This window comes from Candidatus Bathyarchaeota archaeon, from assembly GCA_026014725.1.
GTDB lineage: Archaea > Thermoproteota > Bathyarchaeia > Bathyarchaeales > Bathycorpusculaceae > Bathycorpusculum.
Window position 1 is genome coordinate 1 of the sequence record JAOZHV010000019.1, and the last position, 21,891, is coordinate 21,891.

The following is a 21,891-nucleotide window of genomic DNA, read 5'->3' on the forward strand; positions in this document are numbered from 1 at the left end:
CGGCGCAATAGTCTGCTCAGCATACAACTTGGCTAACAGCGGCAGAACACTCAGTTACGCTAGAGTCGGCTTTAGCTACTCAGATGCACCCTCAGCAGCAACCACAACAATCTACATAGACGAAGTAACAATTGACACCTCCACAACGCCGCCGGCAGAGTACACTTTGACGATTAATGTTTCTGGCAGTGGCTCCGTTACAAAGAATCCTAACCAAGCAACCTATACTTCTGGGTCAACAGTTCAGTTAACCGCAACACCAAACGCAGGCTACACATTCACTGGTTGGAGCGGAGATTTAACAGGCACCACCAATCCGGCAAACATAACGATGAACAGCAACAAAGTTGTAACTGCAACTTTTGCGCCGACCTCGCCAACACAATACACGTTAACAGTAAATGTTGTTGGCAATGGGTCAGTAACAAAGAATCCAGACCAAGCAACCTATACATCAGGCACCACAGTACAATTAACTGCCGTTCCCGCCGCGGGCTACGAGTTCACAGGATGGAGCGGAGACCTGACTGGAACTACCAACCCAGCAACAATCATCATGAATGGGAACAAAACTGTAACCGCAACCTTCACATTATCCTCAAGCCATTTGCTGGAAGATACTTTTGAGATGGGCACCTTGGCACTTTGGGATGGAACAGACGGTGGTGCTTCAATTTCCACTACCAGCCCATATCAAGGAACATATCATCTCAGTTGCAGTCTATCTTCTGGCGCAAACAATGTTTGGGCAGGAGCATACAAGAGCATAACAGGAACAAACCCAGCATACCTGAGCGCTTATGTACGGTTCAACGCGCCGCCAGACACCAACGAAGAAGACCAATGGGCACTAGCCTTCACCCAGAGCACAGCAGGAAACGCCCTAGCCTACGCAGGAATACGACAGGTGGGTGGAACGCTTTATTGGGCGATATGGTATTATTCTGGAGCCAGTTTGGTCTATCAAACCTCAAGCATAGCCTATACTAGCGGCTGGCACAGTTTAAAGCTTGGAATAAATCGGGGGACAACAAACGGTTGGGTAGAATTCTATGTTGACGGAGCATTGGTTTGTTCAGCATACAACCTAAACAATAGCGGTAGAACACTCAGTTATGCAAGAGTTGGCTTTAGCTACTCAGACGCCCCATCCGCAGCAGCCACAACAATCTACATAGACAACGTAACAATCGATGGCTAATTGCCATATGCAGTTGGGTCGCTGACGCCTGCGTCTTTGAAGGCTTTTTGGCGGTTCAAACAGGACTCGCATTTGCCACAGTGTTTGGCACCGTTGAGGTAGCATGACCACGTTAATTCAAAGGGTACACCCAGTTCAGCGCCAAGCTTTATCAAATCTGACTTTTGCATGCCACTAAAAGGCGCTTTGATAGTGATTTCTTGACAAGTGCCCAGCTGTGCCGCCTTCTCGAATGCCTCGTAGAATTCTCTTCGGCAATCAGGATAAAACGGTTCATCGGAACCTTGGGCGCCATAGAAAATCTTGTCTGCACCAACAGAAACCGCATAAGCTACGGCTACTGAGAGAAAAATTGCATTGCGGAAGGGCACGATTATTGGCGGACTGAACTCAGATGTCAAAGGGATGTCAGTGTTGCAGAGCGAGGTTACACCACCAAACACCTCTTTAAGCGTTGAGAGGTCAATAATTTTTGTGGTTGCACCTAGTTTTTCAGCGATACTTTGGGCGCTCTCGGTTTCTTTCTGGGCGATTTGTCCATACTTGAAGGTTATGGGGTAGATTTGGTAGCCTTGTTTTTTTGCCCAATAAGCAACAACGGCTGAGTCTGGTCCACCGCTGAGCACTACCACACATTTTTTGTTTTCTAATTTCCCAGCCATCTTTGGAACACTCCAATTCTTTTTAATACCTTAAAGAGAGGCCAACCAATGAGCACACTTGCAATGGTATTTCCAATAGCAACATAAGCAATTGTTGGAAGCAAAGGCAACTCGTATAGGTAGGAGAGCATCCAGCCGACAGTTGTACCCAAGACCGCCGAGTAGGCGATGCAGGTTCCAATCACCGTATAATCATTGCTTGTCCGCTTGTAAACATACCAAACGACGAAAGCCATGACAAACGACGGAATAGTATTGAGCAAATCAAGTAAACCAGCTGGCGAGAACATGTTTGCAATAAAGACCCCAAGTGTATGACCTAAAACGCCGGCAACACCAAGCAAGGGAACAACTGCCACCAACGCGTCTGCAACACGAACCTGAATAGGCCCATAAGAAAAGCCGCCTAAAACAACTACTAACGCTGCATACAGAGCAGCATACATCGCTATTAAAGCCAAATCTTTCGAACGTATCGTCAAATGTATTTTGCCTCCCTAACTCCCGGGTTTTATTTATGGTTGGCGGAACGGGTGGGAGACTCCACTCACCCGCCGAACTGCCATTAAGCCTTGTTCTTACCTAAAAATGTTTGGTAAAAACTGGGCAGGAATGGTTGTGTGTCTTATTGTGATTTGGCGAAATCTTAATTAATCTCTCGGAAAGATTACATGATGCTACTTCCTAATGGATGGCATTCCGTAAAACGGAGTTTTGGGAGCACAAATATATGTCACAAAACAATGCAGTTAACCAGTTAGTCCTCAAAGGAACAACCACGATAGGTGTCGTCTGCAAAGATGGCGTAATTTTAGCTTCAGATACACGAGTAACCATGGGCTTCTATGTTGCACATAAATTTGGCAAAAAAGTCTACAAGATTGATGACCATTTAGGCATGACAATTGCTGGAACCGTCGCCGACGCACAACGGGTAGTTGACATCCTGACAGCAAACGCCCAACTCTACAAAATAAACATGAACAGACCAATGCCCGTCAAATCTGCCGCAAGGCTTGTAGCAAACCTGCTTTTCTCAGCCCGCTATATACCCTTAGCAACACAGGTTCTAGTCGGCGGAATAGATGACACTGGACCCCACGTCTACAACCTGGACCCATATGGAAGTTTAAACGAGGAAAAATCGGTTTCAACAGGCTCAGGCTCACCAATCGCTTACGGCATACTTGAAGACAAGTATCGTGAAGGCATGACCATCACCGAATTATTACCAATTATTGTAAAAGCTGTAAATGCTGCTATGAAGCGTGACGTTGCAAGCGGCAACAATTATAACATTACTGTAATCGACAAAAACGGTTACAGAGAATTATCAGACGAAGAAAAACATAATCTTTCCAAAGTAGGAAGCTAAAAACAGTGGCACGAACTCAAGAAAAAGATAAAGACAAGATAGAAATCAGCCAATACATTCTCCAAAAAGTCCCAAGAGAAGCAGAAGTCACCAGAATAGAATATGAAGGACCAATGCTGGCGGTCTACACTAAAAAACCAGAGATTTTGGTTGACCAAAGCGGCGTTGTAGCAGAAATAGTTGGGGTAATACGCAAAAGAATAGTCATTCGACCTGACCCCTCAGTTAGACTTCCCGAGGTTGAGGCAGAAAAAATCGCACGTGAACTGATTCCGCAAGATGCAGAAGTCACAGACATCAACTTTGACCCAAGCCTTGGCGAAATCATCATAGAAACCAAGAAACCAGGCTTAGTTATAGGGCGAAACGGCGCGGTTTTGCAGGAAATCATAAAGAAAACCAAGTGGCGCCCTCAGGTGCTTCGCAGTCCGCCGATTAAGTCGAAGATTGTTACGCATATGCGGCATTATCTTCATTCTGAAAGTAAAGAGCGAGAGCGAATCCTGCGAACGGTGGGTGAACGCATCTTTAGACCAAAAAGTTATGAAGTCGGCGACGTCCGCATGACTGTTTTAGGCGGTGCCCAAGAAGTCGGTCGCTCAGCATTCCTGATTAAAACAAGAGAAAGCAGTGTACTGTTGGACTGTGGTATTCATCCTGGTTCTAATCGTCCTTTTGAGGCGTTTCCACGGTTTGACTGCCCAGAATTTCAGCTTGACTCATTAGACGCCGTAGTTATAAGCCACGCTCACCTTGACCACTGCGGGCTGGCGCCTTTCTTATACAAATATGGTTATGATGGCCCACTTTATTGCTCTGCGCCAACATCCAATTTGATGACTATGCTACAATTGGACTATTTGGATGTGGCTAGCAAGCAGGGCATAACACCGTACTACGACCAAAAAGATGTGCGCGAATGCGTCCTGCACACAATCCCACTGCGATACGGAGTTGTAACCGACATCGCTCCAGATATTCGTCTTACGCTTCACAATTCAGGGCACATCTTAGGCGGCGCAATGGTGCACTTGCACATCGGCGAAGGCTTACACAACATTGTTTATACAAGCGACTACAAATTCGGGCGCACCATGTTGCTGGAAGCAGCAACCACAGAGTTTCCACGTATTGAAACCGTTATTACTGAGAGCACTTACAGTGGCCCAGATGATGTTGTTCCCTCACGGGTGGAAGCTGAAGAAGCTTTAACTAACGTTATTAATAAAACGTTGGAACGTAAAGGCAAAGTGCTCATCCCAGTGCCTGCTGTCGGTAGAGCACAAGAAATCATGCTTGTTATTGACGGCTACATGAAGCGGGGCATGATGAAGGAAGCCCCAGTTTTCATCGAAGGCATGATTAGCGAAGCCACAGCCATCCACACGGCGTACCCAGAATACCTCGGCAGAGAAGTTCGCCACAGCATTCTACATGAGGAAATTAACCCCTTTCAATCTGATTACTTCACCATCGTTGAGCACCCAAGCGTTCGCCAAAGCATCATCGAAGGCGAGCCATGCATCGTTTTGGCAACTTCAGGTATGCTTGAAGGTGGACCAGTAATTGAGTACTTCAAGAACTGGGCAAGCGATGAGAAAAACAGCATAATATTTGTCAGCTACCAGATTGAAGGCACAATGGGTCGGCGTGTCCAGAAAGGCGTAGGCGAAGTAACAATGATGGATAATGAGGGCAAAATGGCAGCATTATCCGTCAAGATGCAGGTGGAGTCAATCGAAGGTTTCTCAGGACACTCTGATAGACGCCAACTCGTTAACTACCTGACGCATCTTACACCAAAGCCAGAACGCATCTTTGTTGTGCACGGTGAGAAACAAAAGACGATTAACTTTTCACATTTCCTATGCAGTAAAGCAGGCATCAACACAGTTGTCCCGTCTGTACTGGAGACTTTTAGGCTGCTGTAGGCACAGGTTCGTTTGAAACCGGCGTTGGAGTTTTCTCGCGCCAAATCCTAATATTTTTCGGGCAGATAACCACTCGTTCTTCACCTAAGCGTGCGATGTCACCGCCTGTGGATTCAGCAAACTGGTAGAGGTCATTAACGGCGGTTTTGACATCTTCAATGCTTTTGCTGGCGAGAGGTGCAACCCGTAAAATTATGATGTTACCGTTTGTTACCTCATTCTTCACTTTTTCCACATCAGCTAGTTCTCGTAGAGGCATAGCCTTTAGGTAGGTTTTGCTTGGGACTTCAACTACTTCTGGTTTTTGCTCAACAGGTTGCGTGATGCTTCCTTGTGCTATCTCTTGGGCTGGTGCGGTTGGTTCTTGCTGTTCTTGTTTAGGTTCTTCTGAAGGCGCCGTTGCTATTGTTTTCTGTTCTGGTTCTTTCTTTTTGCGAAATAGGCTAAACTTGGGCATTTTGATTTCTAACCCCTTATATCTCTCGATTCAACAGTTAAGCGTTTCCTTATTTTTAGCCGTTGACAGTGCTGTATTTTAGAATTGTTAGCACCTACATATTTGATTTGTGTTTTAGAAATCAATTCACTCTCTATTTTCGAGACCTATTATCCATCGAACAGGGGGATTTTTTGCTTATGACAGAAGAATTATCAGGTTGTTCACTACAACCGCAATTAAGAACATGACTAGCCCTGCGTAAGCAGCTTTTAGTATGGAGTGAGAGCACTTATATGACCTAGTTTCTTTGTTTGTGGCTTTTTTGAGCGTTCGGGTAGCTAAAATGTAGGTGAAGCCTATGAGGAAAGTTGCGCACATCTTTACTGCCATAAAGGCTAGGATGTTTGTGCTTACTATTCCTGCCATAAAAGGGTTTAATTCAACGGCGCCAAAGTACAGGATTCCTATGGCTGTAGTTATGCAGTCTATTGATCCCATTAGTACAAGAACGAAACTTTGAATCAAATCTGACTTTAGCGTGTACATTAGCGCCTTCTCCTTTCTCCAAAATATTATTCTGCTGATGTTGCTTAAAAATTAGATTGTTAGAATCGATATATTACTAAAATAACGGAGCTACATTAACATCAAAATTTGCTGAAGACTGAAGGTTGGGTTTTCTCCACATAACGCTTATATTTTAAAGGTTAAACCTCTTTTGCAGAAGGGTCAGGCATGCATAAAAAACTCTTGATTCCAGGTCCAACTGAAGTTAGTAGAGAAATCTTAAATGAGCAAACTCATCCCATGATTGGTCACCGAGATAAAGCGTTCTCTGACCTTTACGCTGGAATAACCGCCAAATTAGCAAAGTATTTCGAGTTGCCAGCTGACTGCAAACCTACCGTTACCACTTCATCTGGCACGCTTTGGTTTGACATTGTCGGAAGAAGTATCGTCCAGAAAAAGGCGCTTGCATGCGTTAACGGTGCTTTCTCGCAGAGGTGCGCTGAAACCCTCAAAGCATGCGGTAAACCAACAGATGTACTGGAGGTTGAATGGGGTAAAGCTGTTAAGCCCGAAATGATAGCGGAAAAGCTTGACAGCGGCGAATATGATACGCTTACCGTTTGCCATAACGAGTCATCCACAGGTGTGCGTAACCCAATTAGCGACATCGGCAAACTAGTACGCAAGAAATACCCAAACATTATCTATGCGATTGACGCAGTTTCATCAATGGCAGGTGACAAAACCTTGCCCTCAGAAATCGGGTGCGACATAATTTTCGCATCAACACAAAAATGCTTCGCCCTTCCGCCCGGGCTAGCGGTTGCGCTAGTTAATGACCGTGCTATTGAGCGTGCAAAACAGATTCCGAACAGAGGCACCTACACGGACATGGTTGAAATATTCGAGTTCGAGAAGAAACATCAAACACCTTTCACGCCATGCATCCCGCTACTTTACGCTCTAGACAAGCGCATGGACTTGTTGCTTGAAGAAACATATGATAAGGTCTACCAACGACACAAGGAAATGGCTCAGTATACGCAGCAGTGGGCAAAGAAGCATTTTGAGATGTTCTCTGAAGCGGGCTACGAATCCTTAACGGTTAGCTGCATAAAAAACACACAAGGCAAGAACGTTAAGGAACTAAACCAGAAACTCGGCGAGAAAGGTTACATGATAAGTAACGGTTACGGTAAACTGGCTGAGAAAACCTTCCGCATCGGTCACATGGGCGAGTGGAACCTGCAAGGCATAAAAGAGGTCATAGGCTTAATTGATGATATTTGGGGATTAACTTGACGATTAAAATCCTCATAAGCGATGAAATATTTGAGGAAGGCATAAAAATTCTACAAAAAAAAGGCTACCAAGTAACACGCGCATGGGACACGCCAAAGTCTGAGTTGCCTAAAATAATCGCTGACTATGACGTTTTAATCGTGCGTTCAGCAACAAAAGTCAAAGGCGAACTGCTTGAGAACGCTAAAAAGCTCAAAGTCATTGGACGTGCAGGAGAAGGCTTAGATAACGTGGACTTTGAGCGCGCTAAAAATTTGGGAATAACTTTGGTTAATACTCCGCATGTTTCGTACCTAAGTGTTGCTGAATTAACTATAGGTCACTTGCTGGCTCTTGCCAGAGGCATAGTACAGGGAACTGTGAGTCTAAAACAAGGCAGGTGGGAAAAGTCAAACATGATGGGCACAGAGGTTGACGGCAAAACCTTAGGCGTAATCGGCTGTGGCTACATCGGTAAAGCTGTTGAGCGTTTAGCCATGGCGCTTGGCATGAACGTTCTCCCAGTAGAAGAATGCGTCCACGACCGCTTTGTCCCCTTAGCTGAGATGCTACGCCAAGCCGACTTCATAACGATCCATGTTCCGCTCACACCTCGCACACGCCACATGATTTCAACAAAAGAATTCAGCATGATGAAAGACGGCGTAATGATAATTGACTGCTCTCGCGGCGGCGTGGTTGACCAAGAGGCACTCTACCAAGCACTCGTTTCTGGGAAGGTGGCTGGTGCAGCACTGGATGTTTTCGAGGAGGAACCACCGCCTAAAAACAGCAAACTCTTAGCATTAGACAACGTCATTGCTACGCCGCATATCGGTGCCCAAACGCATGAGGCACAAATGAGGGCAAGCATACAAATAGCCCAACAAGTTATAAAAGCGCTGGAAAAAACTGAGAGCTGACGCACACTTGGTTGAGATTAGACCTTTCAAAGCCATAAGGTACACAAGCAAAGCTGGCAAGACTGAACGCTTAATTACTCAGCCTTACGACAAGATTGACGCTCAAATGCAGAAAGAATACTATCAACAGTCGCCGTACAATTTCTGTCGTTTGATTTTACCCATGGAACAAAACAAGTACACTGTGGCGCAACAACGCTTAGAGCAATGGCTAAAGGAAGGCATCATGGAAAAGGAAGTGGAGCCAGCCGTTTTTGTGTCTCGACAAGAATTCGCTTTGGACGGCAAAAAATCCCAGCGCACAGGAATAATCGCTGCTCTTCGGCTTTATTCTTACAGTGAAAACATGGTTTTTCCGCATGAAGGCACCTATAAGGCTCCGAAAGCTGACAGGTTAAACATGCTTCGCACGGTGCAAAAAGACCTTGAACCCGTGTTTTTGATTTATTCAGACCCACAGAAGAAGACTATTTCTTTCCTAGAGGAAGTGGCAAAGACTAAGCCTGTTATCGAAGTTACTGACCCCCTACAAGTTAGGCATACTGTGTGGAAAGTTACTGACCCACAGAAGATTAAGCAGTTGCAGGCTGATTTAAGCGATAAAACAATGGTTATCACTGATGGCCACCACCGATATGAAAGCGCGCTGGCTTACCGTGATGAAATGCGCAGCAAAGGCAACTGGACAATGGATTCAGCGTTTAATTTTCACATGTGCTATATGGTTCCTGTTGAGGAAGAAGGACTTATCGTGTTGCCAACTCACAGGTTGCTGAAAGATTACAAGTTAACAGAAGATTTGTTGGAAGTTTTCAAGTTCTTCTTTGATGTGGCAGAAATCAAGCCAACTGTTGAGGCGATAGAGGGATTCTTGGAGAGCCATGTGAACGAGCACGCGTTTGCTGTTTATGATGGCGCTAAAGCGCATGGTTTAACGCTAAAACATGACAAGGCAGTTTACGAGTTTGTAAACGCTAACGTATCTAAAGAGACAAAAATTTTTGATGTGGTAATCCTTCGAGACATCGTGTTCAAGTTTATTCTCCGAACAGGAGAGTTAAACATGGATGAGAACATTCTCTACGTGCGCTGGGCTAAGGACGCCGTTGAGAAGGTTGAGCGTGGAGAAGCCAGTCTTGCTTTTTTGGTTAATCCAATTAACGCGAAAACTGTTGCGGAGATTGCTCAGCAGCATGAGCTTTTGCCTGAAAAAAGCACGGATTTTTATCCTAAGTTAGTGTCGGGTCTGTTGCTGATGGATATTGCTTCAGGCGAGAAGCTTTGATTTAGCGAGCGCTGTCTTGGATGGCAAATGTTATCTATTTAAACATTAGAAAATAGAATCAGGCAAAATTTTGCCTTGGGGAGTAGTTTATGGGTGAAATGGAAAGAGCAGAAAGACCAGCTTTTGTACTAGACCAGATTAAACCTATAACAAAATACTTGGCTGAGCTTATCGGTACGATGGTGCTTGTGCTGATGGGGTGCGGTAGCGCGGCGATTGCAGGTACATACGTTGGGAATGTGGGGATTTCGTTTGCTTTCGGTATTGCTGTGCTGGGCATGGTTTACGCTATCGGGGGCATATCGGGTTGCCACATTAACCCTGCGATTTCAATCTCGATGTTAGTTGCCAGAAAAATAAGCGCTAAAGACGCAGTGCTCTACATTGTTTTTCAATGTGTAGGTGCCGTGATTGGTGCAGGCATTCTTTACGTTATCGTTAGCGGGAAGCCAATGTTTAGTTTAGCGGCAACGGGCTTGGGGCAAAACGGCTATGACAGTGCATCTCCTGCTGGTTATCCCATGATATCTGCGTTAATTGCTGAGGTTGTGTTGACTTTCATTTTTGTACTGGTGGTTCATGGTTCGACACATCAAAGAGCGCCTAAAGGGTTTGCTGGTTTAGCAATCGGTTTGACCTTAGTGCTAATACACTTGGTTGGGATACCGATAACTGGGACGTCCGTGAATCCTGCGAGAAGTTTAGGTCCAGCAGTTATTGTGGGTATTTTTGCAGGTGGAGAAGCACTTAGTCAGCTTTGGTTGTTCTGGGTAGCTCCGATAATTGGCGGCATTTTAGCTGCCCTTGTCTGGGAAGCTTTCAAGTAGAGCAACCAACCACTTCTTCTCTTTTTTGTTTATTTAACGAATTTTGTGGCGTGCCGCTTGAATTTTTTCTTGCAAGCAACACTGCAGAAATGGTAGGTCTCGCCATCGTAAGAAATCTTGTACTTAGCGGTGTTCTCATCAAGAACCATGCCGCAAACAGGGTCTCTAAATGACATTATTTGTTTAATAGCCTCAACCCTTGATTGCACGCTACTACCTATTATTGTTAGTGGTGCTTCGAAGGAAAAGCGTGGGCAACAAAACCTGCCCCTTTGCACAGAAGCTATTAAGAATCTTCCGTATCTGCCTTAGCAAGCTCAACCGAGACCGTGTCGTCGTGGCTTATGGCTTTTTTACGTGTTTCTTTTTTGCTTGGCGGTTCCTGTTCTCTGCCCATCATGAAGCCCTCTTCAGCAGGAGTTATTTCATCCTCATTTAGCATGTTTTCTCTTTCTTCATCATCGTAGGGGTCATCGGTTTGCTCTTGCTTTTCTTCTTTGCTTAAGGGTGGTCCGTCGTAAAAGTAAGGCGGTGGGTTCTTTGCTCTATTTTTTCTACTCATTTCCATAAACTCCTTCATTTTAAACGGTTTAGCACATGTTTTGTCTTGTCTTGGTAAGAGTGTAATTTCAATAGCTTTTATGGATATGTGACTGAGACTATACAACCACAACACATTTTTCAATAAAAAGGCTGATTTTTCTCCATCTTAATTATCTTAAATCTGACTAAAGCTTTTTATACACCCACAGCCACTTTGAGGCTGTCACATTAACTCATGTAACAAAGCTCCTAACAAGGCTTTTAGAGAAATCATGAAAAGGATCTGTGGCAGAAGAAAAATAGAAATGCAAATTCAATCATTTAGGGATTTACCACTAAATAGGGAAATCCAGAAAAGTATAGAAGAACTCGGGTTTGAAAGTCTTTTTCCAATTCAAGCTCAAGCAATAATCCCCTTGGTCGAAGGCAAAGATGTTATCGGGCAAGCTCAAACCGGAACTGGCAAGACTGCTGCTTTCGGTGTTCCCATGGTTCAACTTTTGAACCGTGAAGTCCGCGGTGTTCAAGGGCTCGTTTTGGCTCCTACTCGCGAGTTGGCAAACCAAGATGCTGAGAACATAGCTAAATTTGGTAAACACGCAAAAGTGAAGGTTTTGGCTGTTTACGGTGGAGAATCCATCAACAAGCAAATTCACTCACTATCACGCGGAGTCGACATTGTCGTCGGCACACCCGGCAGACTCATTGACTTGATGGAACGCCGTGTGCTAAACTTGGGCTCAGTTAGCTTCGTTGTTTTGGACGAGGCAGACCGCATGCTGGACATGGGCTTTATCGAAGACATCGAATTCATACTCTCGAAAACGCCTAGGAATCGTCAAACTGCTCTGTTTAGTGCAACCATTGATGAGCGAGTCATGCGCCTGTCAAACAAGTACATGAAAAGTCCAGAGAAGATTCTTGTCAGCAAAGACGAGATTGCCTTAACTCAGATGAAGCAGCTCTACACTGTTGTTAATCAAGGTGGCAAACTCAATGCACTGTGCGATATTCTCCGCAATGACGGAGTTGAGAAAGCTATTGTTTTCTGCAGAACACGCCGAGACACAAGCAGACTCCAAGACCAGCTTTACCGTAAAGGTTTCCGTGTGCAAGCGCTCCACGCAGGCTTTACTCAAGCACAAAGAGACAGGGCAATCAGCGATTTTCGCTGTGGCAGAATCAATTTGCTTATAGCAACTGACGTTGCCGCAAGAGGCTTAGACATCGAAGGCATAACTCACATAATCAACTATGACGTACCTGAAGATGCTCCAGTGTATTTCCACCGAGTGGGTAGAACTGCACGCAAAGGCGAAGAAGGCACGGCTATAACGTTGGTTAGTTACGGTGAAATGTCAAACTTTAACAACATTAAAGCGTTGACAAAGACGAAGATTGAGCAGATTAAACCATGCGCTGTTGAGGAAGATTCGCCGATTCAGAGTTTCTTCTAAAACCAACTTTTTTTGTTTTCTATCTTTAGTTAGGATAACAAAGTGCCTAACTGTAAGTTATTTTAAGACCCTCTAACTATTGATTAGTGTTTACTATGAATGTGCAATGTAAACTCTTAATCGCGGCTTTTCTCGCACTAATGCTTCTTAGCCCTTTCATGTCTATACTTGCAAACGCAGAAAATGACGGCTTCACGCTTGAGGCTGAGCAGAATTGGGACACTTACGGCGTTGGAGGCACCTGTGTTTTTGGCACGCATAACATTTTTGTCGCTGACGTTGACGGTGACGGCGCCATGGAGATACTTACGGGCGGCTTCTCATATAACACTGTCAACGGCACAAGGTTTGCCAGCCAAGCGCCGCTGAAGGTGTGGGGTTGGAATGGGCAAAACATCACTCTTAAAACCAGCACTAACTGGAACGGCAACATCTATTGTCTTTATGCTGCTGACTTGGACGGCGATGGCGTTGTGGAGATAATCACTGCTGGGTCTTTTAGGAATCAAACAGGCAACTCTACAACGGCTCTTAGAATTTGGCAAATGAAAAACGGTGAATTATCCCTAAAAGCGCATTATGAAGGCGCATCGATTGCTTCGCTTTTCGTTGCGGATGTGGATAATGACGGCGCGCAAGAAATCCTATCCGTGGGAAGATTGTACAGCGAAATCCGCAATTCCTCTCAGCTTTGCCTATGGAAATATAGCGATAGCACGTTGTCTCTTTATAAAAACGCAAGTTTGGCTTCGGCTAACGTGACAAGCGCCAATTCAGTCTACGCCTCTGACCTAAACAACGATGGCACCCAAGAAATAATCATAGGAGGCTACGCTGGAGAACTCGCCGACAGCAAAGGGCAACTTAGCCTTTGGCAATGGAGGGGTCAAGAGCTTGGTCTTTTGGCAAATCAGCAGTGGCAGCTTGTCGAAGGCTTAACCGCCAAAACCATCGCTGGAGGCACGCAAGGCAACACTGCGGTGTATAACGTGAAAGCAGGCGATTTGGACGGCGACGGCAAAAAAGAGGTGGTTACGGGCGGATTTGCCTATGACGGCGAGCAGGTTAATGCGCAGATTAAGGTTTGGCGCTGGGATGGGGACGCTCTGATGGAGAAAGCCAGTCAGGAATGGGCAACTGATTACCTTACTGAAGTTAAGTGTGTCACCTTAAACGATGTTGACGGCGACGGCAAAACCGACATTGTTGTAAGCGGGATAACGGCGGCTGAGGGCAGTTTTAACAATCCTGAAGCAGCCCATGACCGTGGTCAACTGCGAGTGTGGGGTTTTGATGGGGCAGCGTTGGTGTTAAAATATAGCACGGAGTGGAGTTTTGATGATGGTTCCTGCGCGTGGAACGTAGGTAGCGGCGACGTGGATAACGATGGCGTAGTAGAGATGATAACCATTGGTTGTTCGGCTCTTGGCAATTTATGTGACCCTGACATGCGCATATGGTCTCTGCCACAAACGGAGGCATTCCCCACGTACATTGTGTATGTTGTTGCCGTTGTCCTGATAGCGAGCGGCACATCAGTGTTCGTTTTGATGGTTTATAAAAGGCGAAAAAGCAAAGTGATGCTTTAGTCAAGAAAGTTTGACTAAACCCAAATGTGCGGTTAGTCAAGAAACTTTGACGAGAACATATTTAGGCTAAAGTTGTGCGTGACTATCATTGATTAACGTTGCATAAGAGCAAAACAACCGCCCAATCCATTACGGCACTTGTTATGTTAGCCTTGATTGCAGTGGCAGTTCAGCCGCAGTTAGCCAGCGCCAATTATTATCCGCCGCCCTCCATCGAAATTTTCTCCCCCATCACCCCAGCCGTTTACAATGAGTCCTCTGTTCGCCTCTATGTTAGGGTTAATGCTCTGCCAAGCGAATCCAGCAGCATTAAGCGCATTAGCTATAGTTTGGATGGGAAAGCCAACGTCACCCTTACCAATATAGAAAAAACAGAGGAGGCGTATTGGACATCTACGAAAGGCGTTATTGCAAGAGGCAACGGCTTTAGCGTAAACACCACTTTGGACAATCTTTCTGAGGGCAAGCACACGCTAATTGTGTATTCGCATGCTGTTGACGGCACGGAAATGTCTAGGTCAGTGGAGTTTACGGTTGACTTTGATTATGTGCCGCCTGAAAATCCTTTTGGGTTACCTGATAACTTTCCCAACGGCACCACAGGGTTACCACCCGCAACTTCCCAAACCGCAACACCCCTACCAACAACAAACACAGGTATTCTTCCCCTCGAAAACCCCGTGCCCTACATAATAATAGCCTACGCCTTGGCAGCATTGGTAGCGAGCGTGCTATTTTTTCAGACGAGCAAGAGGAGGATTAAGGTAAAATGCGGGCTACCAAAAGAACAATCTTGTCACTTTCACTTTTGACCTTGCTAGTACTGCTTTTAGCAGGGGCTCATTTCACAAGTTTTTCATCGGCAAATTTCTTCCCAGACCCCGGTCCAGACTTGCCACGAATCTACATTAGAGCCAGCGGAGATGTCGAGCCAGCCACAGCCCCCATCGAGCGAGCAGGTGAAGTTTACAAGCTTACAGGCAACATAGCCATGCATACGCTTGTGATTCAGCGCGATAATATTGTTCTTGATGGTTCTGGCTACTTGATGGAGGGCAACAAAAGCTGGATGGGGCTCGCTCCAAGCTGGGGCGATGCGGGCAACAACGGCATAATCATCACAGGACGAAACAATGTTAACATTACTAACCTGAACATCGAAAGGTTCAGCTCTGGAGTCAGAATTTCTGGTTCCTCACACATCAGCATAGTCGGCAACAGTTTTGACGAGGAAACCGCAGTTTTTGACAGCCCCATGGGCATAGTAGCTGAAGCCTCCTCGCATGTCCTAATTGAAAACAATAGTTTTAGCCGAATTTATGGTCCAGCTATTGCCTGCAACGGCACAAACATCACAATCAAAGGAAACACTCTAACCGACATAATGGACGGCATTGATGGCAGCATAGCTCTTCAAGGCTCATCAAACACAATAACAGATAACTTCATCCAGACTGCCTCACCGTCAATCAGACTGGGCTCAGCATACTCAAGCATAATCGCAAGAAACCACATCACAAGCAGCATATCCTTCATTAGTGCCTCAAACAACCAAATCTACCAAAACAACCTCACAGGCATACGACTCATCTTTAGTTCAAACAACACCTTTTTCGGCAACAACATGACAACCAACGCGGTGGATGATACTGTAGCGCTTGACCAAGGAACCACAAACAACACCTTTTACGCAAACACTTTCCCAACAAACTGCACTATCCGAATTCAGGATGCAGGAAACACTTTCTGGGACAACGGCACCATAGGCAACTACTGGGCTGACTACAACGGCACAGACAGCAACGGCGACGGCATAGGCGATTCCCCATACATAATAACCGCAGTCAGATGGGACAACACCGTTGGCGGAGACGTGAGCTTTGTTGCTGGACAAGACAACTACCCCCTTACTGCCCCTTACAACGAAAACAATTTTAGAAATGATGCTGCTCTGCCTCACGCTAAGCCTTCTCTGACAATAATTGCCGCTATTTCTATTGCAGTCATTATTGCCGCGGGTATTGGCTTTCTGATCTACCTCAAGAAATTCTATAAGGGTGGCAAACTGTGAAAACGGTATTAGGGCTAATTTTCATTTCACCACTCTTTTTTGCGATGTTGGGAGGGGTAAAAGCAGTGCAATACGATTATGGACAATTCGAGGGGTTGCCCTATGACCCCCCTCTAGTAACCATAAAGTCTCCTTCCTCAAATGGTATATACCATGTATCAGACGTTCCCTTAAACGTCACAGTCCAGATACGTGGATTCATCTATCATAATCTGGAGACCTTAAGATGGCTTAATTACAGTTTAGACGGCCAAACTGCTATTCTAGTGGCGCTAACGGAACCTTCAGAAATATCTCATTTGCCTTACCCAGTTTACGGAAACGCTATGTTAACTAACCTATCCGACGGGAACCATACTCTTACGATTTATGGTGAAACCGCGGTTGGTGGTTTAACTGGTAACTTTAATGAAACAAGTTTTTTCAGAGTAGACACCTCAACTAATATTGTTAGAGAAGCTTCCCCCATCTTTTGGGTTACGGCTCCGATTGCGATTGCACTCATCGGTTTAGCACTGGTAATCTCCTTAAAGAAAAAACGGGGACTCACATGAAATGTTCAATTATCGTGATTGCTAGTTTGATAGTTCTTTATAGCAGAAAACGCCGAAGAGAGGTAAAACAGGCGTGAAGAAAACAGTTTTAAAACTAACAGTAATTTCAGTATTAATAGTTACAGTCTTAGTTGTCTCCCAATTTGGAAGTAGCCTATGCAACTTTTTTCCTGAAATACCACCCATAAACACTGTTTACATCCGAACCGACGGCAACATCGAGCCTTCCACAGCACCCATAACAAAAGAGAATAACGTTTACACTTTAAAAGGTGACTTAACCAACACCACGGTAAAAATTGAGCGAGACGGCATCATTCTTGATGGAGCAGGCTACTCAATCATTGGGAACGACATCCTGTTTTACGCAGGAGTCGATATATCAAACAGAACCAACACCACAGTCAAAAACCTAGTTATCAAACAGTTCGGCACTGGAATACTGATGGAAAATGCATCAAGGAACACTCTGACAGAAAACAAAATAACCACTTACCAAGCGTTTAGCATGATTAAAGCTGACAACAACATCATAGTGAGCAACACAGCAACAAACGTGGGCTATGGAATCGTTGGAACTGGGTCATACAACCAAATCACGGATAACAATTTTGACAGCAATTCATCGGATGGTGATTATGGCATGGGCATCAGTCTGGAATCAAGCAATAACAACACGTTAAGCCGCAACAATATCAGTCGCGGAACGGGCATTAACTTAGCCAGATGTCACAACAACACCATTTCAAACAACACCATAATAGGCGGTGGCACAGGAATAACCTTGACAATGTCATCATGCAATCTAGTTTTTCGCAACATCATAACAAGTGTGGGCTCCACTGCCCTACAATTCTCATCAGAATGCTTCAACAACATTATTTTTGAGAACACATTCGAAAAAAACACATGCGCCATCGCTCTTTGCTACTACAGTGTAGAAGAAGCGCGCCCTGAAAACGTTTACAATAATACCCTCTATAGAAATTCATTCGTAAACAACGTCAATAATGTTCGGAGTGCAAAAGGAACACCAGTAAATTATTGGGACAATGGAAAACAAGGCAACTTCTGGAGCGACTATACAGGAATAGATAACAACAATGACGGAAAAGGGGATACACCGTATATTATTGACGAGAACAACCAAGATAACTATCCACTTATGGCTCCTTATAGCGTTGAAAATGATGCCCTTGTACTGCCTCAGGCTGAGCCTTTTCTGATTATAATAGCCGCTATTTTTGTTGCAGTCGCTGTTGCCGTGAGTGCTGGCTTGCTTTTGTTCTATCGCAAAAAGAAGCAAAGGGAGGCTATGCAAACGTGAGGCGTTTAGCCATACCACTCATCCTCATTACCGCACTCTTAATTACAGCAGTGGGAACAACGTTTGTTAGTTTGGCAACCGCAAACCCCTATGCTCCATTGCATCTGCCGAAAATCACAATTAACAGTAATGGCAGCGTGAGCCCTGAGAATAACTCTTACATTACCAAGACAGGAAATACCTACACACTTACAGCAGATATAATTCGGGAATTCTCAATTGAGATTCAATGTAGCAACATTGTGTTTGACGGTGCTGGACACTTAGTAGGATGTTGCAGTTAACGGTTCGTTTAGTATTGACGGGTATCCTGCATATTACGTGGATGTCGGTATTAACTTAGTAGATGTCCATAATGTCATTGTAAAAAACGTGAAAGTAATAGCCAACAACATTAACACCATCAATCTTCAGGTTAGTTCCAACTGCCAAATAATAGGAGTAACAACCAGCAAAAACGTCAGAATACTTGGCGATTTCAACACAATAACCGAAAGCAATACAGGCGTATCCGTTTACTCAGGCAACAACAATTTGATTACACAAAACAACATCACTTACGTTTTCGTTGGTAGCGATTGCTATTCAAACAGATTCTTCCAAAATAATTTCTTTCTAAGTGATTATCCCGGATTTTTCACAGAAAGCCTATGGGACAATGGTCATGTTGGCAATTACTGGAGCAACTACACGATAAAGTACCCTAACGCTTCAGAGGTAGGAAACACAGGAATCGGCAACACGCCATACTATATAGAAAGAGGACTTTACACGTCAAAGAATTATCCAAACCAGAAGAACATAGATCATTATCCACTTATGCACCCTTGGGGAGCGCCTGCTGTTTCGATTTTCAACTTAGAGAACACTACTTATTTTGGAAGTTTTCTTCTAAACTTTAGCGTGAGTAAATCCGTCGCTTGGATTGGCTATAGCCTTGACGGACAAGACAATGCAACAATCACCGAAAACGTCACCCTCAACGGATTATCCAGCGGCTCTCACACCATAAGAGTATATGCGAAAGACCCGTTCGAAAACATAGGCGCATCCGAAATCGTGCCCTTCACCATAGCTGAACCTGAGAGTTTTCCAACGGTTATAGTCGCAACTATTTCTACAGTCTCAATAATCATCGTGGCTATTAGTTTGCTTTTGCTCCGCAGAAAATATCATGAAGCAATGAGTACACCTACCTAAAAGGCACCCTTCCTCGCATCCAAGGACTCTTTTTGCACTTCCTTTTCCCATCTTAGCAGGGGATTATCAGGTTTACAAGTAAATTATAAATCCTAACAAGTCGCTTAATTTTGTTATGGATAAATTGGGAAAGTATCTCTCAATATGCTTGGTTGTAATCTTAGCGGTGTCAAGTCCACTGATAGTTGAATCAACTAATGCCCAAGCAACAACAACACAAAAACCAACGCCGCCAGAATTTACCTTAACATTCAATCCAGCATCAGAAAATATAACCCATATAGACTCATTTACGGGAACTAAGACATATGAAATTGTGGATAAAAGCACCATAGAAGTCAAGATAAAGAACCAACCTTTTATAAAAAACCTAAACGGTGTGAATTATTACCTGTATTATAACATATACGTAACAGGTCATTTCGACCCTTCAAATCAAAATGATTGGCGATACTGTTACAATTTCCCATATAATTTTACAGAGACTTCTCCCTATCCAAAAACTCTCGAAGCAACTAAATCCGAATATACGATAGTATCAATCGAGGGTGATTATCCATCTCGCTCCCAGATTGATGTACATGTGGGTGCAATGTTAATGCATGATGGGCAATTCAGAGTATATGATTATATTGGAGATTTGACTGGACATTTAGTGTCAGGCGTAGTTCAAGGCGAAACAAGCGGTAGCGTACAAACATTTACTATACCTGAACACCTGACTTCCTCAACTGATTCACCCAATCCTACATCAGCAATCACTTCGCCGCCTACCTCTGTTACGCCTAATCCAACTGAAAATGAAGGCTTGATTTCAATACCTTTAGTAACTTTTACCGCTATCATTGCGATTTTTTTGTCAATCATAATAATATTATTAGTCCTGATATTTTTCAGAACACGCAGACACCCCCTATCAGCCTCTCAAAGTGTATAACTAGAAAAACGAAAATTTTATTCACTTTTCCGTTGATCCAGAACAACGTTATCCAAAGTCACAAAAGCAATAATAGCGGTCTCATTTGACCCCAAGTATTGGTATGCAGCATCACCAAAAATCGACATTATTGTTCCTTTGAACGCTCTTACCTCGCCAGCATAAAGCGGTTCCGTAATAGTACCGTTTTCGTAAGTACCATCAAAAAAGTAATTTCCAACTTGGACCTCGCTATTGTTATGGAACATTTTAACGGTCAATACTAAATCACTCACGTTTTCTACGCCTTTATTCTCTATTGTTAGATTAAAGCTACAATCCATAACCAAGCCGCCTACGTAACTCCACCCTTTGTTTATTGAAAAGTTAGTGATCTTTATGTTTAGTTGATTTTGTTTAGGAACGTTTGAATTATTTGCTTGAAACAAAAGCGCAAAAACCGCTACCGAAATTGCGATTATTAAACCGATTGAAATTATAGTATAAACAATCTTTTTCATTGGGTAGGTTGTTTGAGTCAAGCAGTTTTCAACTAATTTGCATTTTATCAAAAATTAGCTCTGATTAATCCTGCTAAAAAGACTTTTTGTCTATGTTTATGAACTAAAGCTTAAGGCTTAACTCAAGGTTTCTATACAAAGCAAAATAGAAGCAGCTCAATCCCTAAAAAATTAACTTTGTCCTAAAGGACAGAACTGCGACATCATCCCCCGTTAATAATACAAACAAAGCAGTTCTCTAGTTTCTTCTAATCATAAGGCACAAAAAATTTTTGGCATAGGATAGGGGGGGTCATGGCAGAGCAACAAAACCGATTCTATAGATATGTGGTTTTTTAGGCTTCTCTAACATGCCTTCACAACTACACCAAGTCAAACTCAACATTAAGCCATGTATGGCTTGTGAAGAAAAAAGCTTATCTCACAACCTAACAGGCGTAGAAAAACAATGCAACAGCAAAACGCAACCAGTTTCTCAAGCAGACTTGTGATAGGATTAAAACGTTTTTTCTCACACAAAGCAAATTAAGTTAGTTTATCAGTTGTTAGACCTAAAGAAGGATGTGGGAAAGATAGGGTTGCTCAAAAATGCCCTGCGCAAACTGCAAAATAGCGCTCCAACAATGGACTTCTACAAGCACAAGCACGGCGAATGCGCAAATTTTGATAATGGAAAATGCAAAGCAGCACACTTCACTAATTTAAACCCTAAAGAAACAGCCTGCCCACACTTCAAACCTAAACAGAAGGCAGAAAAATAGTTTTAAAAAAACTGCATTTGCCCCTCCACAACTTGAAAAAGCGCCCACAACCAACAACCAACCCAAAACAAACCCAAAAACCAAAAACACACCAAACCACACAACCCACCACTTGATGATGCACTAAGAGCACACACTCATCATCTACTACTAAAAAAACAAAACAACAACGTGAAACCATGCACAAACCAAACACAACAACAAACCACACCAACCAAACCGCGCCTCAACCAAATATCGCTCAGACACTACATTGACTCGACATCTCAGGCGATTGGTGGCCGCAGGCTGAACTGGTCGACCGAAGTCTTCCAACTTACACCCCGGCTCCATCAAACCCATCTTCTATGGGAGCCTTCGTCCCGGTAAACGGGAATGGCTGCCTCTTTTCGGGAGAGGCTTCGAGCTTAGATGCTTTCAGCTCTTATCCACAACGGCGTGGCTGCCCGGCGACTGCCTTATCAGACAACCGGTTAACTAGAGGCCACAGCGTCCCGTTCCTCTCGTACTAGGGACCC

The 21,891-nt window shown here is 44.1% G+C and carries 25 protein-coding genes and 1 rRNA gene; 18 read left to right on the forward strand and 8 right to left on the reverse strand.

Going from position 1 to position 21,891, the window contains the following annotated elements:
- A partial coding sequence (locus tag NWE95_02305; protein MCW4002727.1) for an InlB B-repeat-containing protein occupies window positions 1-1,201 on the forward strand: 1,201 nt, incomplete at its 5' end.
- Here the strand turns inward: NWE95_02305 and queC are convergent.
- Window positions 1,198-1,863, reverse strand: coding sequence for a 7-cyano-7-deazaguanine synthase QueC (queC, locus tag NWE95_02310; GenBank protein ID MCW4002728.1), 666 nt, complete (start codon window positions 1,861-1,863; stop codon window positions 1,198-1,200). The two genes, NWE95_02305 and queC, sit on opposite strands and share 4 nt — an antisense overlap.
- A complete protein-coding gene (locus NWE95_02315; GenBank protein MCW4002729.1) occupies window positions 1,848-2,345 on the reverse strand; it encodes a QueT transporter family protein in 498 nt (165 codons plus the stop codon). Before NWE95_02315 ends, queC begins: the two co-directional genes overlap by 16 nt.
- Window positions 2,346-2,593: 248 nt before the next feature.
- On the opposite strand from NWE95_02315, the gene psmB reads away from it, so the two are divergent.
- Both psmB and NWE95_02325 read left to right on the forward strand, forming a co-directional pair.
- On the forward strand, window positions 2,594-3,238 hold the full coding sequence (gene psmB / locus NWE95_02320) for an archaeal proteasome endopeptidase complex subunit beta (protein ID MCW4002730.1): 645 nt from the start codon (window positions 2,594-2,596) through the stop codon (window positions 3,236-3,238).
- A 5-nt stretch (window positions 3,239-3,243) separates the two neighbouring features.
- Entirely contained in the window at window positions 3,244-5,169 is a 1,926-nt protein-coding gene (locus NWE95_02325; GenBank protein MCW4002731.1) for a beta-CASP ribonuclease aCPSF1, read from the forward strand.
- Here NWE95_02325 and sepF read toward each other — a convergent pair.
- Window positions 5,156-5,626, reverse strand: a complete 471-nt coding sequence (sepF, locus tag NWE95_02330; GenBank protein MCW4002732.1) for a cell division protein SepF — start codon at window positions 5,624-5,626, stop codon at window positions 5,156-5,158. The two genes, NWE95_02325 and sepF, sit on opposite strands and share 14 nt — an antisense overlap.
- A 177-nt stretch (window positions 5,627-5,803) precedes the next feature.
- Window positions 5,804-6,154 (reverse strand): DUF5658 family protein, encoded by a 351-nt coding sequence (locus tag NWE95_02335; GenBank protein ID MCW4002733.1) that lies wholly within the window; start codon window positions 6,152-6,154, stop codon window positions 5,804-5,806.
- Window positions 6,155-6,343: 189 nt separating this feature from the next.
- Between NWE95_02335 and NWE95_02340 the strand changes: the two genes are divergently transcribed.
- The 4 genes from NWE95_02340 to aqpZ all read left to right on the forward strand — a co-directional run bounded on the left by NWE95_02340 (window position 6,344) and on the right by aqpZ (window position 10,434).
- A complete protein-coding gene (locus tag NWE95_02340; protein ID MCW4002734.1) occupies window positions 6,344-7,420 on the forward strand; it encodes an alanine--glyoxylate aminotransferase family protein in 1,077 nt (358 codons plus the stop codon).
- Entirely contained in the window at window positions 7,417-8,322 is a 906-nt protein-coding gene (locus NWE95_02345) for a hydroxyacid dehydrogenase (protein ID MCW4002735.1), read from the forward strand. Before NWE95_02340 ends, NWE95_02345 begins: the two co-directional genes overlap by 4 nt.
- A gap of 7 nt (window positions 8,323-8,329) precedes the next feature.
- The gene (locus NWE95_02350; protein MCW4002736.1) at window positions 8,330-9,607 is read left to right on the forward strand and encodes a DUF1015 domain-containing protein; all 1,278 of its coding nucleotides are present in this window, start codon (window positions 8,330-8,332) and stop codon (window positions 9,605-9,607) included.
- A gap of 98 nt (window positions 9,608-9,705) precedes the next feature.
- The gene (gene aqpZ / locus NWE95_02355; protein ID MCW4002737.1) at window positions 9,706-10,434 is read left to right on the forward strand and encodes an aquaporin Z; all 729 of its coding nucleotides are present in this window, start codon (window positions 9,706-9,708) and stop codon (window positions 10,432-10,434) included.
- A 29-nt stretch (window positions 10,435-10,463) separates the two neighbouring features.
- Here the strand turns inward: aqpZ and NWE95_02360 are convergent, their stop codons facing one another.
- Window positions 10,464-10,610 (reverse strand): YHS domain-containing protein, encoded by a 147-nt coding sequence (locus tag NWE95_02360; GenBank protein ID MCW4002738.1) that lies wholly within the window; start codon window positions 10,608-10,610, stop codon window positions 10,464-10,466.
- A 110-nt stretch (window positions 10,611-10,720) separates the two neighbouring features.
- Complete coding sequence (locus NWE95_02365; GenBank protein MCW4002739.1) at window positions 10,721-10,996, reverse strand: hypothetical protein; 276 nt, start codon at window positions 10,994-10,996, stop codon at window positions 10,721-10,723.
- Between the two features lie 253 nt (window positions 10,997-11,249).
- On the opposite strand from NWE95_02365, the gene NWE95_02370 reads away from it, so the two are divergent.
- The 9 genes from NWE95_02370 (at window position 11,250) to NWE95_02410 (ending at window position 20,112) form a co-directional block, all read left to right on the forward strand.
- Window positions 11,250-12,434, forward strand: a complete 1,185-nt coding sequence (locus tag NWE95_02370; protein MCW4002740.1) for a DEAD/DEAH box helicase — start codon at window positions 11,250-11,252, stop codon at window positions 12,432-12,434.
- Window positions 12,435-12,529: 95 nt separating this feature from the next.
- On the forward strand, window positions 12,530-14,023 hold the full coding sequence (locus NWE95_02375) for a VCBS repeat-containing protein (GenBank protein MCW4002741.1): 1,494 nt from the start codon (window positions 12,530-12,532) through the stop codon (window positions 14,021-14,023).
- A gap of 98 nt (window positions 14,024-14,121) precedes the next feature.
- Window positions 14,122-14,835 carry a hypothetical protein gene (locus NWE95_02380; protein ID MCW4002742.1) on the forward strand — a complete coding sequence of 238 codons (714 nt, stop codon included), beginning with the start codon at window positions 14,122-14,124 and terminating at the stop codon, window positions 14,833-14,835.
- A complete protein-coding gene (locus NWE95_02385; protein MCW4002743.1) occupies window positions 14,793-16,094 on the forward strand; it encodes a right-handed parallel beta-helix repeat-containing protein in 1,302 nt (433 codons plus the stop codon). The genes NWE95_02380 and NWE95_02385 overlap by 43 nt, the downstream gene beginning before the upstream one ends.
- Window positions 16,091-16,648 carry a hypothetical protein gene (locus NWE95_02390; GenBank protein ID MCW4002744.1) on the forward strand — a complete coding sequence of 186 codons (558 nt, stop codon included), beginning with the start codon at window positions 16,091-16,093 and terminating at the stop codon, window positions 16,646-16,648. Before NWE95_02385 ends, NWE95_02390 begins: the two co-directional genes overlap by 4 nt.
- Before the next feature lie 73 nt (window positions 16,649-16,721).
- Window positions 16,722-17,975, forward strand: a complete 1,254-nt coding sequence (locus tag NWE95_02395) for a right-handed parallel beta-helix repeat-containing protein (protein ID MCW4002745.1) — start codon at window positions 16,722-16,724, stop codon at window positions 17,973-17,975.
- Window positions 17,972-18,259: a hypothetical protein gene (locus NWE95_02400; protein ID MCW4002746.1), complete on the forward strand. Its 288-nt coding sequence runs from the start codon at window positions 17,972-17,974 to the stop codon at window positions 18,257-18,259. The genes NWE95_02395 and NWE95_02400 overlap by 4 nt, the downstream gene beginning before the upstream one ends.
- A gap of 37 nt (window positions 18,260-18,296) precedes the next feature.
- Window positions 18,297-19,175, forward strand: a complete 879-nt coding sequence (locus NWE95_02405) for a hypothetical protein (protein MCW4002747.1) — start codon at window positions 18,297-18,299, stop codon at window positions 19,173-19,175.
- A gap of 115 nt (window positions 19,176-19,290) precedes the next feature.
- Window positions 19,291-20,112: a hypothetical protein gene (locus NWE95_02410; GenBank protein ID MCW4002748.1), complete on the forward strand. Its 822-nt coding sequence runs from the start codon at window positions 19,291-19,293 to the stop codon at window positions 20,110-20,112.
- 17 nt (window positions 20,113-20,129) lie between these two features.
- On the opposite strand, the gene NWE95_02415 is transcribed toward NWE95_02410, so the two are convergent.
- Entirely contained in the window at window positions 20,130-20,663 is a 534-nt protein-coding gene (locus NWE95_02415) for a hypothetical protein (GenBank protein ID MCW4002749.1), read from the reverse strand.
- A 299-nt stretch (window positions 20,664-20,962) separates the two neighbouring features.
- Between NWE95_02415 and NWE95_02420 the strand changes: the two genes are divergently transcribed.
- A complete protein-coding gene (locus tag NWE95_02420) occupies window positions 20,963-21,103 on the forward strand; it encodes a hypothetical protein (GenBank protein ID MCW4002750.1) in 141 nt (46 codons plus the stop codon).
- 51 nt (window positions 21,104-21,154) lie between these two features.
- Complete coding sequence (locus NWE95_02425; GenBank protein MCW4002751.1) at window positions 21,155-21,373, forward strand: hypothetical protein; 219 nt, start codon at window positions 21,155-21,157, stop codon at window positions 21,371-21,373.
- 254 nt (window positions 21,374-21,627) lie between these two features.
- Here NWE95_02425 and NWE95_02430 read toward each other — a convergent pair.
- Window positions 21,628-21,891 (reverse strand): 23S ribosomal RNA (locus NWE95_02430); the annotation flags it as partial.

What these genes read in the sequence shown, in the direction of transcription:
- NWE95_02365 (MCW4002739.1), bottom strand. Translation starts at nt 10,996, where the DNA reads ATGAGTAGAAAAAATAGAGCAAAGAACCCACCGCCTTACTTTTACGAC.
- NWE95_02420 (MCW4002750.1), top strand. Translation starts at nt 20,963, where the DNA reads ATGCCTTCACAACTACACCAAGTCAAACTCAACATTAAGCCATGTATG.
- sepF (MCW4002732.1), bottom strand. Translation starts at nt 5,626, where the DNA reads ATGCCCAAGTTTAGCCTATTTCGCAAAAAGAAAGAACCAGAACAGAAA.
- queC (MCW4002728.1), bottom strand. Translation starts at nt 1,863, where the DNA reads ATGGCTGGGAAATTAGAAAACAAAAAATGTGTGGTAGTGCTCAGCGGT.
- NWE95_02340 (MCW4002734.1), top strand. Translation starts at nt 6,344, where the DNA reads ATGCATAAAAAACTCTTGATTCCAGGTCCAACTGAAGTTAGTAGAGAA.
- NWE95_02360 (MCW4002738.1), bottom strand. Translation starts at nt 10,610, where the DNA reads ATGTCATTTAGAGACCCTGTTTGCGGCATGGTTCTTGATGAGAACACC.
- NWE95_02385 (MCW4002743.1), top strand. Translation starts at nt 14,793, where the DNA reads ATGCGGGCTACCAAAAGAACAATCTTGTCACTTTCACTTTTGACCTTG.
- NWE95_02375 (MCW4002741.1), top strand. Translation starts at nt 12,530, where the DNA reads ATGAATGTGCAATGTAAACTCTTAATCGCGGCTTTTCTCGCACTAATG.
- psmB (MCW4002730.1), top strand. Translation starts at nt 2,594, where the DNA reads ATGTCACAAAACAATGCAGTTAACCAGTTAGTCCTCAAAGGAACAACC.
- NWE95_02335 (MCW4002733.1), bottom strand. Translation starts at nt 6,154, where the DNA reads ATGTACACGCTAAAGTCAGATTTGATTCAAAGTTTCGTTCTTGTACTA.
- NWE95_02410 (MCW4002748.1), top strand. Translation starts at nt 19,291, where the DNA reads ATGGATAAATTGGGAAAGTATCTCTCAATATGCTTGGTTGTAATCTTA.
- aqpZ (MCW4002737.1), top strand. Translation starts at nt 9,706, where the DNA reads ATGGAAAGAGCAGAAAGACCAGCTTTTGTACTAGACCAGATTAAACCT.
- NWE95_02370 (MCW4002740.1), top strand. Translation starts at nt 11,250, where the DNA reads ATGAAAAGGATCTGTGGCAGAAGAAAAATAGAAATGCAAATTCAATCA.